Annotated in this window: 15 protein-coding genes; 7 read left to right on the top strand and 8 right to left on the bottom strand. The window is 62.8% G+C overall.

Going from position 1 to position 13,159, the window contains the following annotated elements; translation table 11 throughout:
* Window positions 1-155 precede the first annotated feature (155 nt).
* The 4 genes from AC3WOY_RS00890 to AC3WOY_RS00875 all read left to right on the top strand — a co-directional run bounded on the left by AC3WOY_RS00890 (window position 156) and on the right by AC3WOY_RS00875 (window position 3,906).
* Entirely contained in the window at window positions 156-1,829 is a 1,674-nt protein-coding gene (locus tag AC3WOY_RS00890) for a YsnF/AvaK domain-containing protein (RefSeq protein WP_492420400.1), read from the top strand.
* A gap of 65 nt (window positions 1,830-1,894) precedes the next feature.
* The gene (locus AC3WOY_RS00885) at window positions 1,895-2,605 is read left to right on the top strand and encodes a hypothetical protein (protein WP_492420398.1); all 711 of its coding nucleotides are present in this window, start codon (window positions 1,895-1,897) and stop codon (window positions 2,603-2,605) included.
* A gap of 321 nt (window positions 2,606-2,926) precedes the next feature.
* Window positions 2,927-3,502 (top strand): ferritin-like domain-containing protein, encoded by a 576-nt coding sequence (locus AC3WOY_RS00880; protein WP_492420396.1) that lies wholly within the window; start codon window positions 2,927-2,929, stop codon window positions 3,500-3,502.
* Window positions 3,503-3,516: 14 nt separating this feature from the next.
* The gene (locus tag AC3WOY_RS00875) at window positions 3,517-3,906 is read left to right on the top strand and encodes a c-type cytochrome (RefSeq protein WP_492429125.1); all 390 of its coding nucleotides are present in this window, start codon (window positions 3,517-3,519) and stop codon (window positions 3,904-3,906) included.
* 21 nt (window positions 3,907-3,927) lie between these two features.
* On the opposite strand, the gene AC3WOY_RS00870 is transcribed toward AC3WOY_RS00875, so the two are convergent.
* The 7 genes from AC3WOY_RS00870 to AC3WOY_RS00840 all read right to left on the bottom strand — a co-directional run bounded on the left by AC3WOY_RS00870 (window position 3,928) and on the right by AC3WOY_RS00840 (window position 9,477).
* Window positions 3,928-5,214 (bottom strand): RNA polymerase sigma factor, encoded by a 1,287-nt coding sequence (locus tag AC3WOY_RS00870; RefSeq protein WP_492420394.1) that lies wholly within the window; start codon window positions 5,212-5,214, stop codon window positions 3,928-3,930.
* Window positions 5,214-5,621 (bottom strand): VOC family protein, encoded by a 408-nt coding sequence (locus tag AC3WOY_RS00865; protein ID WP_492420392.1) that lies wholly within the window; start codon window positions 5,619-5,621, stop codon window positions 5,214-5,216. Before AC3WOY_RS00865 ends, AC3WOY_RS00870 begins: the two co-directional genes overlap by 1 nt.
* A 9-nt stretch (window positions 5,622-5,630) precedes the next feature.
* Window positions 5,631-6,053, bottom strand: coding sequence for a YciI family protein (locus tag AC3WOY_RS00860; protein WP_492420391.1), 423 nt, complete (start codon window positions 6,051-6,053; stop codon window positions 5,631-5,633).
* Window positions 6,054-6,166: 113 nt separating this feature from the next.
* Window positions 6,167-6,523 carry a YciI family protein gene (locus AC3WOY_RS00855; RefSeq protein ID WP_492420389.1) on the bottom strand — a complete coding sequence of 119 codons (357 nt, stop codon included), beginning with the start codon at window positions 6,521-6,523 and terminating at the stop codon, window positions 6,167-6,169.
* A 55-nt stretch (window positions 6,524-6,578) separates the two neighbouring features.
* Window positions 6,579-6,887: a DUF2471 family protein gene (locus AC3WOY_RS00850; protein ID WP_492420388.1), complete on the bottom strand. Its 309-nt coding sequence runs from the start codon at window positions 6,885-6,887 to the stop codon at window positions 6,579-6,581.
* Between the two features lie 501 nt (window positions 6,888-7,388).
* Complete coding sequence (locus AC3WOY_RS00845; protein ID WP_492429121.1) at window positions 7,389-8,639, bottom strand: Hsp70 family protein; 1,251 nt, start codon at window positions 8,637-8,639, stop codon at window positions 7,389-7,391.
* A gap of 10 nt (window positions 8,640-8,649) precedes the next feature.
* Window positions 8,650-9,477 carry a hypothetical protein gene (locus AC3WOY_RS00840; protein WP_492420386.1) on the bottom strand — a complete coding sequence of 276 codons (828 nt, stop codon included), beginning with the start codon at window positions 9,475-9,477 and terminating at the stop codon, window positions 8,650-8,652.
* A 155-nt stretch (window positions 9,478-9,632) separates the two neighbouring features.
* Between AC3WOY_RS00840 and AC3WOY_RS00835 the strand changes: the two genes are divergently transcribed.
* Together AC3WOY_RS00835 and AC3WOY_RS00830 are read left to right on the top strand one after the other, a co-directional pair.
* Window positions 9,633-10,010 (top strand): antitoxin Xre-like helix-turn-helix domain-containing protein, encoded by a 378-nt coding sequence (locus AC3WOY_RS00835; protein WP_492420384.1) that lies wholly within the window; start codon window positions 9,633-9,635, stop codon window positions 10,008-10,010.
* The gene (locus tag AC3WOY_RS00830) at window positions 9,997-10,716 is read left to right on the top strand and encodes an RES family NAD+ phosphorylase (RefSeq protein WP_492420383.1); all 720 of its coding nucleotides are present in this window, start codon (window positions 9,997-9,999) and stop codon (window positions 10,714-10,716) included. The genes AC3WOY_RS00835 and AC3WOY_RS00830 overlap by 14 nt, the downstream gene beginning before the upstream one ends.
* Here the strand turns inward: AC3WOY_RS00830 and AC3WOY_RS00825 are convergent.
* Entirely contained in the window at window positions 10,697-12,664 is a 1,968-nt protein-coding gene (locus AC3WOY_RS00825) for a flagellar assembly protein A (RefSeq protein WP_492420381.1), read from the bottom strand. The two genes, AC3WOY_RS00830 and AC3WOY_RS00825, sit on opposite strands and share 20 nt — an antisense overlap.
* Before the next feature lie 79 nt (window positions 12,665-12,743).
* Here AC3WOY_RS00825 and AC3WOY_RS00820 point away from each other — a divergent pair, with 79 nt between their 5' ends.
* Window positions 12,744-12,986, top strand: coding sequence for a HAMP domain-containing protein (locus AC3WOY_RS00820; RefSeq protein ID WP_492420380.1), 243 nt, complete (start codon window positions 12,744-12,746; stop codon window positions 12,984-12,986).
* Window positions 12,987-13,159 lie beyond the last annotated feature (173 nt).

The following is a 13,159-nucleotide window of genomic DNA, read 5'->3' as shown; positions in this document are numbered from 1 at the left end:
GGGATTCAATGCCCCGAATCAATCGGAACTCACGCCAAGTTTTAGCTTCTTACTAACCCATTGCGATTTTTGTATCGCACCTGAAACGTCGAAGGACGCAAGACGCCTGGATGGAGGCGCGCACATCGACTTTTCACATAACTGAAGGAGAACGGATGATGGCAAACCAAACCAGAGACAATTCCGGCATGCTCACCGGCCTGTTCAACGACAGGGACAGCGCCGAACGTGCCTACCAGAGCCTGACGACACGCGGCTACACGAAGGACGATATCAACGTCGTCATGTCGACTGACGCCAGGAAAAAGCATTTCGCATCGGGAGCGGCTGAAACCGAGTTGGGCAATAAAGCGGCCGAGGGGGCGGGCATTGGCGGTGCAGTCGGCGGTACGCTTGGTGCGGTGTTGGCCGCAGCGACCGCTGCGGGAACCAGCCTCGCATTGCCGGGACTGGGCCTGGTGATTGCCGGTCCGCTTGCAGCGGCGGCGGCAGGTGCGGGTGCCGGTGCCGGTGCCGCCACGGGCGGCCTGCTCGGCGCGCTGGTCGGCTGGGGCATCCCGGAAGAGCGCGTGAAGCACTATGAAAGCGGCCTGAAGCAGGGCGGCATCCTGATGGGTGTGCGGCCGCGGTCCGACGAGGATGCCGCATGGCTCGAGCAGGATTGGCGCAAGCACAACGGACAGCATATCTATCGTCCCGGAAGCGCTGCGTCTTCCTCCTATGCCGACGAAGGCGGCGCACGCAACGTGGTTGGCGTATACGACGAGTATTCGGATGCGCAGGCCGCGGTGCAGGCGCTGGTGGCGGACGGTTTCCAGCGCACCAATATCCAGTTGAGCAATGACGAGGATACGACGGCCACCACAAAGGCCACCGCTGCCAAGAAAGATACAGGCGGCATCAGCGGGTTCTTCCGCTCGTTGTTCGGTTCCGAACAGAACCCGTATCACGACACCTACGCGGAGTCCGCACGCCGCGGCAGCTATGTGCTGACCGTGCAGGCGCGTGACGACGACGAGGCCGACCGCGCCTCCGACATCATGAACCGCTTCGATCCGGTCGACGTGGAGGAGCGCGCCAGCTACTGGAAGCAGCAGGGATGGTCCGGCTATGACGCAAAGGCGCCACGCTATACGGATGACGAGATCCGCAAGGAACGCAGCGCCTATCAGCCCGCCCGCGCCGGCAGCACCACGACCGACCAGACGCGCATCCCGGTCGTCGAGGAGGAAATGAAGGTTGGCAAGCGCGAAGTGCAGCGCGGTGGCGTGCGCGTATTTCGCCGCCTGACCGAAAAGCCGGTCCACGAACAGGTCCAGCTGCGCGAAGAGCATGTCCGTGTCGAACGCCACCGCGTCGACAAGCCGGCTACCGAAGCCGACATGGCTGCCTTCAAGGAAGGCTCCGTCGAGCTGCGCGAAACTTCGGAAGAGGCAGTGGTTTCCAAGTCTGCCCGTGTTGTCGAGGAAGTGGTCGTCGGCAAGGAAGTCACCCAGCGCACTGAACAGGTCAACGACTCCGTCCGCAGGACCGAGGTGGATGTCGAACAGATCGGCGCATCGGGCACGACGGCGGACGACACAGACTTCCGCAGCCACTGGCAAACTACCTATGGCAAGTCGGGTGGCCGTTACGAAGACTATGACGCGGCCTACCGCTACGGCTCCACCGTGGCCGGCAGCGACCAGTACAAGAACTACCAGTGGAACGACGTCGAGCCGCAACTGCGCAACGACTGGGAGTCCAGCCACCCCGGCAGTACCTGGGACAAGGTGAAGGATGCCGTCCGGTATGGCGCGGAGCGCGTGACCGGCCATCGCCGTCATTAAGCAGGAAAGAAGAACAGGCCGCATGCGCAGTGCATGCGGCCTTTGACTTTGGAAGGAGGATTACCGTGAACAAATTCAGCGTCATCGCCGCATCCATTGCACTGGCACTGGCCGCGGGCGCCCATGCGCAGCAATCGTCCGGTGCCTCGGGTGCATCTTCCCAGCAATCCGGTCAGCAGTCGCAGAAGGACCGTATCGACCAGCAGCACCAGGCTGCCATGGAGAAGTGCAACGGCATGAAAGAGAACGCCAAGGACATCTGCAAGGCCGAGGCGGACGGACAGAAGAAAGTCGCCGAAGCGCAGGCCAGGCTGACCGAACGCGACACGCCGAAGAACCGTCTGGAATTGGAAGAGGCCAAGGCTGAAGCCCAGTACAAGGTCGCCAAGGAGAAATGCGACGACCAGGTCGGCGATGCAAAGAACGCCTGCCAGAAGGAAGCCAAGGCCTCGCGTGACATGGCTGTGGCACAGGCGAAGAAGCAGTCTCAGGCGGCGTCCTCGTCCGGAGGCGGCAGCTCGAGCGGTTCGTCGGCATCCGGGCAGTCGCAACAGCCATCGCAGCCTTCTGCGGCAAGCAGCGGTATGAGCGGAAGCGACGCGTCGTCCGGCCAACCCGCTCAATCGTCCGGCGCAAGCGGAAGCAGCGCCGCGGGATCATCGTCGTCCAGTCAGGCGCCGGTTTGGAGCAGCGGCGGATCGCAGGGCCAACCCTCGTCCGGCGCTTCGGGCGGATCTCCCCAGCAGCCAGCGCAGCAGCCCCAGCCGCCGCGCTAGCGCGCAATACAGTCAGATTCACTGATCTCTGACTGGCCTCTTTGCGAACGTCGTTCCTCGCTTCGGGATTCTGGCGTTCGCGCGCTCTCTGCTTCAAATGACGCGCCTGGCTTGCCGTCTGAAGCCTTTCGCACGTCCGGAACGAGGTACCCCCCTGGCTCCATCTAATGTAGTAACTGGAAAGCCGCTTCCTGCACCTGAAGGCCTGTTGCCTCGGGCAAGGAGCCGGTTTTGCCGTTGAAGAAGCTCTTGCATGCGGCCGTGTACGCTGCGAGCGCTTCCTGGCCTATTCATTCGCTCGCAAACATAGGGGGAATTACCATGTCTTTTCTGATCATCGGAAGTGAAACGGTTCCGAACGAACGCCGGTCCTTTCTTGGCAGGTCCGGCCTGCTTCTTTCCGGAGCCGCCGTCGCGCTTCTTGCCGGGCATGACGCGCTCGCCGCCAAGGACGACAACGCCACAGCGGATGACGTACGGATACTCAACAGCGCACTGGGGGCAGAGCTTGAGGCGATTGCCGCATACCAGCTGGGCGCCGAGAGCGGACTGCTGCAAAAGCCTGTGCTTGATCTGGCCGTGGCGTTCCAGGGCCACCATAAAGAGCATGCGGACGTCCTGGCAAAAACCGTTACAAAACTGGGAGGCAAGCCTGTGCTTGCGAAAGACAAGTACACGTTTCCGACCGAAAAACTGAAGTCCCAGTCAGACGTCCTGCGATTTGCCGCCACGCTGGAAAAAGGAGCGGTCAGTGCCTATCTCGGCGCCGTGCCCTTGTTCGGCAACCGGGAGCTGGCGAAAGCCGCGGCCAGCATCCTCGGCGATGAGGCAATGCATTGGGCGATCCTGCGCAACGCACTGGGCGAAGTGCCGGTCCCGTCGGCCTTCGTGTCATGAGGGATGGGGCCGTGATGCGACAGCTGGCAGGCGTTGCGCTCGCCCTGTTTTCCGGCGTGGCAGTCGCGGCGGCGGATCGGATGCCGGAACAGGTCCGGGCGGGCGAGGCAGTTTACGCCCGTTGCCTGGCCTGCCATGCGCTTGGGTACGACCGGACAGGTCCCCGGCATTGCGGCCTGTTCGGTCGCCGTGCAGGGAGCGTGGAAGGTTTTCCCTACTCGGAAGCGATGAAACGGTCAGGCATCATCTGGAACCGGAAGACGCTGGACCGGTTCCTCGCCGACCCGGTCAAGTCCATGCCGGGCACGAACATGGGCTATGCGGGCGTCAAGGATGAGAAGGAACGCGCGGCGCTGATCGCATACCTCGCGCATGCCAATACATCGGGCGATTGCAAGAGATAGCGGCGGCAAGGACGATGGGCGTTATTTCCCCTGTGGAGGCGCCGCCTGTTCCGCGGCGCGTTGCATCAGGAGCGCGCGTTCGCGCGCATTGCGGGCCATGGCTGCGGCGCGTTCGAATTCCGCGCGCGCCTCGTCCCTTCGTCCCAGCCTGGCGAGCAGGTCGCCGCGCACGCTCGGCAGCCACTGGTAGTCACGCAAGGCCTTCTCGTTCACCAGGGTATCGACGATGTCGAGACCAGCCGCGGGACCGTAAGCCATGCTGACGGCAACCGCACGGTTGAGTTCCACGACCGGCGACGGCATTGCGTGGGCGAGGGCGCCGTAGAGCTCCGCGATACGGCGCCAGTCGGTATCGGCCGCGCTCGGCGCGCGCGCATGACAGGCAGCGATCGCGGCCTGCAGCAGATAGGGGCCGGGTTCCGGCGTTGCAGCAAGTCCGCGGTCCAGTGCCGCCAGTCCGCGGCGGATGAGCAGGCGGTCCCAGAGCGCACGGTTCTGGTCGGCCAGCAACACCGGCCGCCCCGATTCATCCACCCGTGCCTTGGCACGCGACGCCTGGATTTCCATCAGTGCGGCGAGGCCATGGACTTCCGGCTCCGCGGGTGCGAGTTCGGCCAGCATGCGGCCGAGGCGCAGTGCTTCATCGGTGAGTGCCGGACGCATCCAGTCGTCGCCGGCGGTAGCGGTATAGCCTTCATTGAAGACGAGGTAGACCACTTCCAGGACCGAGGCCAGGCGTTCGGAAAGTGCGTCGCCGCGCGGGACGTCGAAGGGGACGCGGGCATCGCGCAGCGTCCGTTTGGCGCGCACGATGCGCTGCGCGATGGTGGGTTCCGGAACGAGGAAGGCGCGCGCGATTTCGTCCGTCGCCAGGCCGCCCAGCAGTTTGAGCGTGAGCGCCACCCGGGCCTCGGTCGACAGCACGGGATGGCAGGCGGTAAAGATCAGCCGCAGCAGGTCATCGCCGATATCGTCCGACCTTGCCGCATCCAGTTCATCCACGAAATCGGGCACGATCAGGGCCTCCTGTGCGTCGAGGTCATGGCCCAGCTGCTCGAGCTTGCTCTCGGCCAGTTTCTGGTGGCGCAGCCGGTCGAGCGCGCGGTTCTTCGCCGTGGCCATCAGCCAGGCGCCCGGATTGTCCGGAACGCCAGCGGACGGCCAGTGCTCCAGCGCGGCGACCAGCGCATCCTGGGCGAGCTCTTCCGCCAGGCCGATGTCCCGCACCAGGCGAGCGACGCCGGCGACAATCTTTGCCGACTCGATGCGCCAGACGGCGTCGATCGCCTTGTGGGTGGGGGTGGTCATCAGGACTGGGCTGGCGGGTCGCCGACCATGTGAACGAGTTCCCAGATGTGGCCATCAGGATCCTCGAATCCATGCTGATACATAAAGCCGTGGTCCTGCGGTTCGCGCGGCGCCTTGCCGCCGGCGGCAACCGCTTTTGCAACCAGGCCTTCCAGCTCCGCCCGGCTGTCGCAGGACAGGCAGACCAGCACTTCCGTGACCTTGTTTGCGTCGGCAATCGCCTTGTGCGTGAAACCCTGGAAGAAGGGCTCGGTCAGCAGCATGACATAGATGGCGTCCGACACGACCATGCAGGCCGCATTGGCGTCGGTGAATTGCGGATTGAAGCTGAAGCCGAGCGCGCCGAAGAATGCCTTGCTGCGCTCGAGGTCCTTGACCGGAAGATTGACGAAGATTTGTTTGCTCATGGCTGACTCCTAGTTTTTCTGTTCCCCGCCGACACACATGTCGCGGAATTTCCGGATCGCGTCGCTCTGTTCAAAGTCTTCCAGTTCGTACAACTGCCGGACCTCGATCTCGGCCGTGACATCCTTGCCGTGCGGTGCCGGGAAGCGGCGCGACCACTCCAGCGCTTCTTCGCGCGAGCGAACCTGGATGAGGGTGTAGCCAGCGATCAGCTCCTTGCTTTCCGCGAAGGGGCCGTCAACGACGCTGCGCTTGCCGTCCGCATAACGGACGCGCCAGCCCTGCGATGTCGGTTGCAGGCCGTTCGCATCCAGCAGGACTCCCGCCTTGGCAAGTTGTTCGTGGTAGGCCGCCATTTCGGCGAACAGGCTTTCGGGCGGCATGATGCCCGCTTCGGAATCCGCCGTTGCCTTGACGATGATCATGAATCGCATGTCCGTTTCTCCTTTTAAAGGGGGGCGGCCAGGGTGCGATATGCACATTTTGCCGGCGCCTGATCACACGACGAACGGGCGGTGGCGGAATCGACAGACTGCGCAGAAAAAATTCAGCTGACGTAACAGGGAGCGAGGCTGCGTACTTCGACGGTGCACCATTCGGCCGCCGGGCATCGTGCGGCGATGGCGATCGCTTCCTCGCGCGTGGCGCAATCGAGCAGGAAAAAGCCGCCGATCATTTCCTTGGCTTCCGCGAAGGGGCCGTCGAGAACGGCTGCCTTGCCGTCGCGGACCTTGACCCGCGCCGCGGTAGATTGGGAGGCAAGGGATTCCACGCCTAATAGCACGCCGTTTTCCTTGAGTTCTTCGGCAAACCTGAGCATGCGGCCGTAGACTTGCCGGCCCTCTGCCTCGGTTCGCTCCTGCCTCTGGCCGGTGGGCTCGACGATGAGCAGCATGTAGGACATGGTGTTTTCCGATTGATAAGAAAACCTGATTGTAACCAAGCTTTCCGGACCGGGATCAGTGAAGCGTGTGGTAAGCCTTGCGGATCAGGGTGAGGGTGACCGGAAGGGCGTCGTGACAGCGCAGGTCGGCGGGCTGGTTCACGCGCGGCACGTAGCCCCAGCGCGAAGATCTCAGCATCCGTACATACTTGCGGTCGAGGTCGCCGGCCTGTTCCAGCGTCTTCAGCGCTTCCTTTTCGATCTCGTGCACGAGACGCCAGGTGAGGGGACGGCCCTCCGTCCGGTGGCGTTCGACGATGGCGTCGACAGCGAGGGCGAGCCTCGCTTCTGCGGCATGCAGTTTATGGACTTCGAAGAATTTCATGATACTCACCTGCTGCATTACTGTATGAATGTACAGTATAGATCAGAACAGGGAGCCGGATTATGAGGTCGAGCAAAAAGTCCGTGCGCCGCCACACCAGGGTTGTAAAGTGGAAATTATTTTTGACTTTTGGCAGGTGTTCAGAGCGGATTTCGTATCCTCTCCGTCGTCCTGGAACAGGCAATGCCGATACTGGGACTGGAGGGCCGTTTATCCGGCTTCTGCCTGGTCAAGCTCCGCCGATAGCCGGGTGGGACGTCGGCCAGCATTTCCAGAAAGGCAGATTGATCGATGACCGGCTTTCCGCCGCACAAATGAAAACGCCCCATCCGTGATCCGGGTCCGCCGTATGGCTGCCGACCTGATCCGCTCGATAGGGCGCTGGGCCTGCCGCCATGCATATCAGTTGCATGTGCCGCAGATAGGCGAATCATACCGAGCGCGCCGGCGCGCGTGGATGATCCAGATCAACCTTTTCGTTACGCATTTTTCAAGCTGCTGCTATGCGAACTTCCTTGCCGCATCGATCGCAAGCCCAGCGCCGATGCTGCCGAACAGGTCGCCCTCGACATGCGCGGCGGCAGGGAACATGGACGCGATTTCCTGCCGCAGCAGGGGCACGCCGCTCGAACCGCCGGTGAAGAACACGGTGTCCACGCCATCCACACCGACGCCGGCATCGGCCAGCAGGCCGGAAACCGACGTCCTGATGCTGGCGATGAGATGCGCAATCGCGTCGTTGAATGCATCGCGCTGCAAGGTAAACGCCAGGTCCGGCGCGAGCCTGTCGAGCAGCAGGGGCACGGCATCCGCATCGGACAAGGCAATCTTTCCTTCCTCGACCTTCTGCGCCAGCCAATGCCCGTCGCGCTGGTCGACCAGCTTGAGCAGGCGGGCGAGCTTGTCGCGTTCCTGCGCATCGCGGTGGACGTCCTGCAGCTCGCGCCACACTTTCTGCGAATAGGCGAAGTTGATCGTGTGCCAGGTCGCGAGGTTGAAGTAATAGCTCGAAGGCACTTCATTGTTGTTTGTGAGGCGGGTGCCGAGGCCGAGCATGGGCATGACGCCGGCCAGGCTCAGGTACTTGTCGAAATCCGTGCCGCCGATGTGCACGCCGCCGGTGGCCAGGATGTCCTCATGCCGCTCGGCCTTGGTTGTGCCCTCGGGCGACAGCCTGACCAGCGTGAAATCGGAGGTGCCGCCGCCGATGTCGATGACGAGCACCAGTTCCTCGCGCGTGATACCCGACTCATAGGTGAACGCGGCCGCGATCGGCTCGAACTGGAAGGCGACGTCGGCGAAACCAGCCTTGCGCGCGAGATCGAGCAGGGTGTCCTCGGCAAGCTTGTCCGCTGTCGCGTCGTCGTCGATGAAGTGCACCGGCCGGCCGAACACCGCATGCGTGAATTGCCGCTGCGCGGACTGCTCGGCGCGCTGACGCAGTTCGCGCAGGAACTGGGTCAGCAGCTCGCGGAAAGGTACTGCCCGGCCCTGGACCTCGGTCTGTCCGTCCATCAGGCTGGTGCCGAGCAGGCTCTTCATCGAGCGCATCAGGCGGCCTTCGTCGCCGGACAGGTAATCGGCCAGCGCCGCGCGCCCGAACGTCGTCGTGTTGTCCTCGGCGTGGAAGAACACGACCGAGGGCAGGGTGGCTTTGCCGTCTTCCAGCGGAAGAAGCAGGGATTCGCCGGGACGGTAACAGCCGACCGTCGAATTGGAGGTGCCGAAGTCGACGCCGCAGGAGTGGGACACGGGATGCATTCTATTCGTTGTTGTTGCCGCGCCGGGCTTCGGCGAGGGCGATGGTCAATTGCTGGATCCTGGCTTTCAGGCCGGCGTTTTCCGCTTTCAGTTCCACGATCCTCGCATTGGCTTCGCCGATGTCGGCTATGGTTTCGTGCGGCTCGGGAGCGGCTTCCGCCTTCGGCGCCTTGGGCGGCGCTTTCGCTTCGCGCACCTGTTTGGCAACCTGCCGCAATTCCTTCTTGCCGCCGTTGACGGCAGCGACCTGTTCTTCGCTCGGCAGGGATGCGACGGCTGCAGCCGCGTTGAGGGAGATGGTGCCGGTGCGAACCGCTTCAACCAGTTCGGGCGTGGCCGTCTTCTGGATTTTTTCGATGCGGCTGACGGTGTTGCTGCTGATGCCTGCGACCTTGGCGATTTCTTCCCTGGTCGCGAGCGGCTGGCGCTCTTGCGCGGGCTCGGGAGCGTTTTCCGGGCTGGTTTCCGGGGTGGTCTTCGGTTCTGCCTCCTTTTGCACCTTCACGCGGGCGGACAGGATTGCTTTCTTGCGCAGGGCAAGCATGCCGCGCTGGAAATCCGAGACGCTGCGGCGGGCAAGATGGTTGTCGATCATCCACAGCATCACATCCTCGATGGCGCCGAAATGGTCATTCTGTACCGTTTTGAAGGGGATGCCGTGTTTTTGGCAGATGGTGTAGCGGTTATGCCCGTCGATCAGGATGTCTCCCCACACCACCAAGGCATCCCGGCAGCCTTCGGCGAGGATGCTGCGCTCCAGCGCTTCGTATTCATGGGAAGTCAGCGGGTCGACATAGGCCCGCAGTTCGTCGCTAATCCTGATATTCATGCTTTCCTGAAAGGTTGAGAGCCTGCTCCGTCTCTGGTGCCGGCGCGATCGGGGGGACGTATTCTAAGTGATAGGGGCAGTAGGGCGCCAGTATTCTGAAAATATTGCTATAGAATGAAGATTGGTATAATCTTTCCAAAGAAAGGATTGATGCCATGACTATCGCCCGGAATGCCCCGCAAGCCGATGCCGCAGCCACCCTGACCAAGGCTGTCGTGCGCGCCGCAGGCCTGATCGGCGTCACCCAGCAATCCCTATCGCGCATCCTTGGCGTCAGCGCGGCGACGGTGTCCCGCATGTTTTCGGGACAGTATCGGCTTGCGCCCGAGCGCGGCAAGGAATGGGAGCTGGCGGTGCTGTTCGTACGGATGTACCGTTCCCTGGATGCGATCTTTGGTCATGCCGATGCCGCCCAACAGTGGCTGAACGGCGACAACCTCGGCCTCATGGGGAAACCCGTCGAGCTGATCCAGAGCACCGAAGGGCTGGTGCGGGTCCTTCACTACCTGGACGCGCACCGTGGCCGTGTTTGAGCCGCGGGACACGGCGCTCGACCTGTGGCGGGCAGTGGAGGCGCAGCACCGGGTTTCCACCATGGTGCTGGTCGACACGCTCGATGAGCAGGCTCTGCTGGAAAGCATCCTCGACGAGTCGAAGCCGCCGCTTGCCTCGTCGCAACGAAGCTTGCATTACCTTTTGTTTACCCCGTTCCGCTATCCGCCTCTTCCCAACGGTTCCCGGTTTCGCGGGCCGTTCGATCCCGGCGTGTTCTACGGCGCGGAGGCCATCCGCACGGCCTGCGCGGAACTCGGCTACTGGCGCTGGCGGCTCCTGAACGACAGCCCGCAGCTGCAGTCGATTCCTCCCGTTCCGCAGACCTTGTTTCGCACGGCGGTCGCCGGACCGGCGATCGACCTGCGCGAGCCGCCGTGGTTCGAGCGCCACCGTCAATGGACCGATCCGCATGACTATGGCCCTTGCCAGCAGCTCGCGCGCGAAGCCCGCTCGGACGGCGTGCAGGTAATCCGCTACCAGTCGGTTCGCGATCCCCGGCCGGGCGCCTGCGCGGCGGTACTGAGCCATGCAGCCTTCGTGAAACCGGTGCCCGAGGAAAGCCAGACCTGGACGCTAGCGGTATTCCGGCAGCGTGTGTTCTGGCGCCGGGATTCGATATTTGAAGAGGAAAGTTTCGACTTCGATGCGGCCTGCTGGACTCCCTCTAATCCGGCGTCCAGGTAAAATCTCCCGCGTTGCCGCTGAACAGGATGTTGCAATCCACGCCCGATTCGCGCAGGCGCGCCCTCAGCTCGCGCTGTCCAAGGGTATGCAGCGGTGGAGCGTCCAGGCGCACGGGAAGGGTGCGAATCATGGTATCGCCGGCAATGAATTCGACGCGGCAGTCGATGGCTGCCGACATGGCCTTGTACTCCTGGTGGAGGCGCTCCATTTTTGCCGAGACTTCGCGGCTCGCGCTGCGTACGGCATGGAGTTCGTCGTTCAGCGTCTTCAGGCGGCGCAGGACGGGAAGGACGCGACTCAGCAGTTTCTGCCAGTTGGCCGACTGTTCGGTCGTCAGGCGCAATTCATTGGAGCGCATCCGGGCATTGAGGATGGAATAGTTTTTCACGTCCGGCTGGTTCGTCACTGCTTCGATCTCGTGCGTGCCGGCCTCGATGACGGTTTCGTATTCGGACTGCTTCAGCGCGAGTTCTTCCAGCTGGCGGGTATAGGCGGACAGGTCGGGAACCAGCATGGAGATCGCGGTCTCGGTATCCCGCCGCATATTGGCGGTGCCCACATGAACGCGCTGTGCGCCAAGGGCGCAGCCTTCCGCGACTTCGACCCAGAGTTCGTCCGCGAGAACGTCGCACTGGATGGCATGTTCGATGCGGACCTTTTTCCCGATGATGACGCAGCCTTCCGCATGGCCCAGCGTGATCTCGCCGCCGGCCGCTTCGATGGTCGCGCGCGAGGCGTTGCCTTCTACGACGACCATGCCGCCCGGATTGCGCACCGCGCCTGCATTCAGGTTTTTCTTGAAGACGACCCGGCCGCCATGGGACACGATCTTGCCGAACACGTTGTCCTGGAAGGTCATGTTCTTGCCTTCGATCTTGCTCAGTTCCTGGACTTCGCCATGCTCTTCGTATTCATCGCCGTCCAGCGTCAGGTTGCCGGTGGTGTGCAGGCCGACGCCTTCGCGATGGATGATCTTTTCGCTAATGGAGATGGTTCCTGATGCCGCATCGATGTTCAGGAAACCGCTCATGTCGGCCACGACGAACTCACCGTCGCCGGTGCGGTCGATCCGCGTGCCGGGGCCGGACACCTGGGCAATGTCGACATCCCGCGGAAGGTCGGACGCAAGTTCATTGCCCGCGAGATCCCAACCGCTCTTGCCGGCTACCCGTGCCACCTTGCGGAGCAGGCGCGTGTTCTTCGCCACCTGGGGAAAACGGTTCTGGAAATGATGCAGGTCGATGCGTCCGTCGGGCAGCAACCGGGGAGCGTCGTCGCGGTGCAGGCTGCGGGTCATTTCCGCGACCGTCGCATCCTGTCCTGCCGCCGGAGCGAGCATGCGGGCAATCGTGACGCGCTCCGCACGGTCGCCCGCGATCGCCTTGCGCACCGCTTCGATGTCGATCCCGAATCGAACGGCCTCGGACCACATCGCCGCGATGAACTCGTCCGGATCCAGTTTTTCCCGGACCGATACGGTGCGCAGCAGGCGGTCGACGATTGCCCGGCTGCCGTCCGGTGCCGGATCACCGTAGACCGGTTCTTCCACGGTCTTTTCGACCATCACCGGTTCAAACAGGTACTCGGCCTCCCGCCCGTCTTCCACCAGTTTTGGGGGCCGGTAACACCGGCGTCTTTCCGGCGTCAGCACGGCAATGCCTGCAGCAAGACGCAATGGCGGTCCCTTTGCGATTGCGGTCGTTTCCAAGCCATAGAGCAGCCTGTGCATGACGGGGTAGTCGAGTCCGGTGAAGTACATTCCCGCGTCAAAGGTCCGGGCGACAAAGCTGCAGAAGAGAGCGGGCGAATCCAGCGTGCTCAAGTCGACATGAAGGCCGTCGGGCCGGCGCAGGATGAATCTGGGAAGGGGAATCGGGAAGGCGTCGGCATCTCCGGGCGATGCCTCGCCCGTGCCGTCGATCTTGAGGGCTGAAGCGGCGTCAGCCACGGGTGCCGGTAGACAGGTGAGACGACATGGGACTCCTTCCTGTTGAAACTTTGGCAGTTTCCTGCCGGAACTTTAACAAATGCCAATTGATGCAGCAAGGAAAATGCACCGGTATGCACGACCAGCTCTGCGACTGCAGGGAGGCATGGTTCCTTCACAGGCGGCGGAACAACTCATGAAAGGTGATCTGGCACAACGGGCTCCCCACAGCCGACTGGGAGAATTGGGCATGCTCTCCCGCTCGTTCAACAAGATTGGCCGAGGCGCTGCAGTAATCGTTCAGCGACCTGCTGAGCGAAGTGGACATGCGAAAACGCCGTAAGGGTGAGCAGGAAGAAAGCCAGTTGCGTGTCCGGCTCAACGAAAACCGGCCGCAACTTGCGACGAGGGCTGCCGGCTTGGGCATCTGGGACATGAGAGAAATGAACTCGTTTGGGATGATGCGATGTATCAGCAGTGCGACATCGACAAGGCGGCGTTCGACGGGGCGTACGA

Source organism: Noviherbaspirillum sp. FW303-A3 (assembly GCF_058788695.1).
Note: the sequence above shows the minus strand (reverse complement) of the source record. Positions and strands in the feature narration are given on the sequence as shown.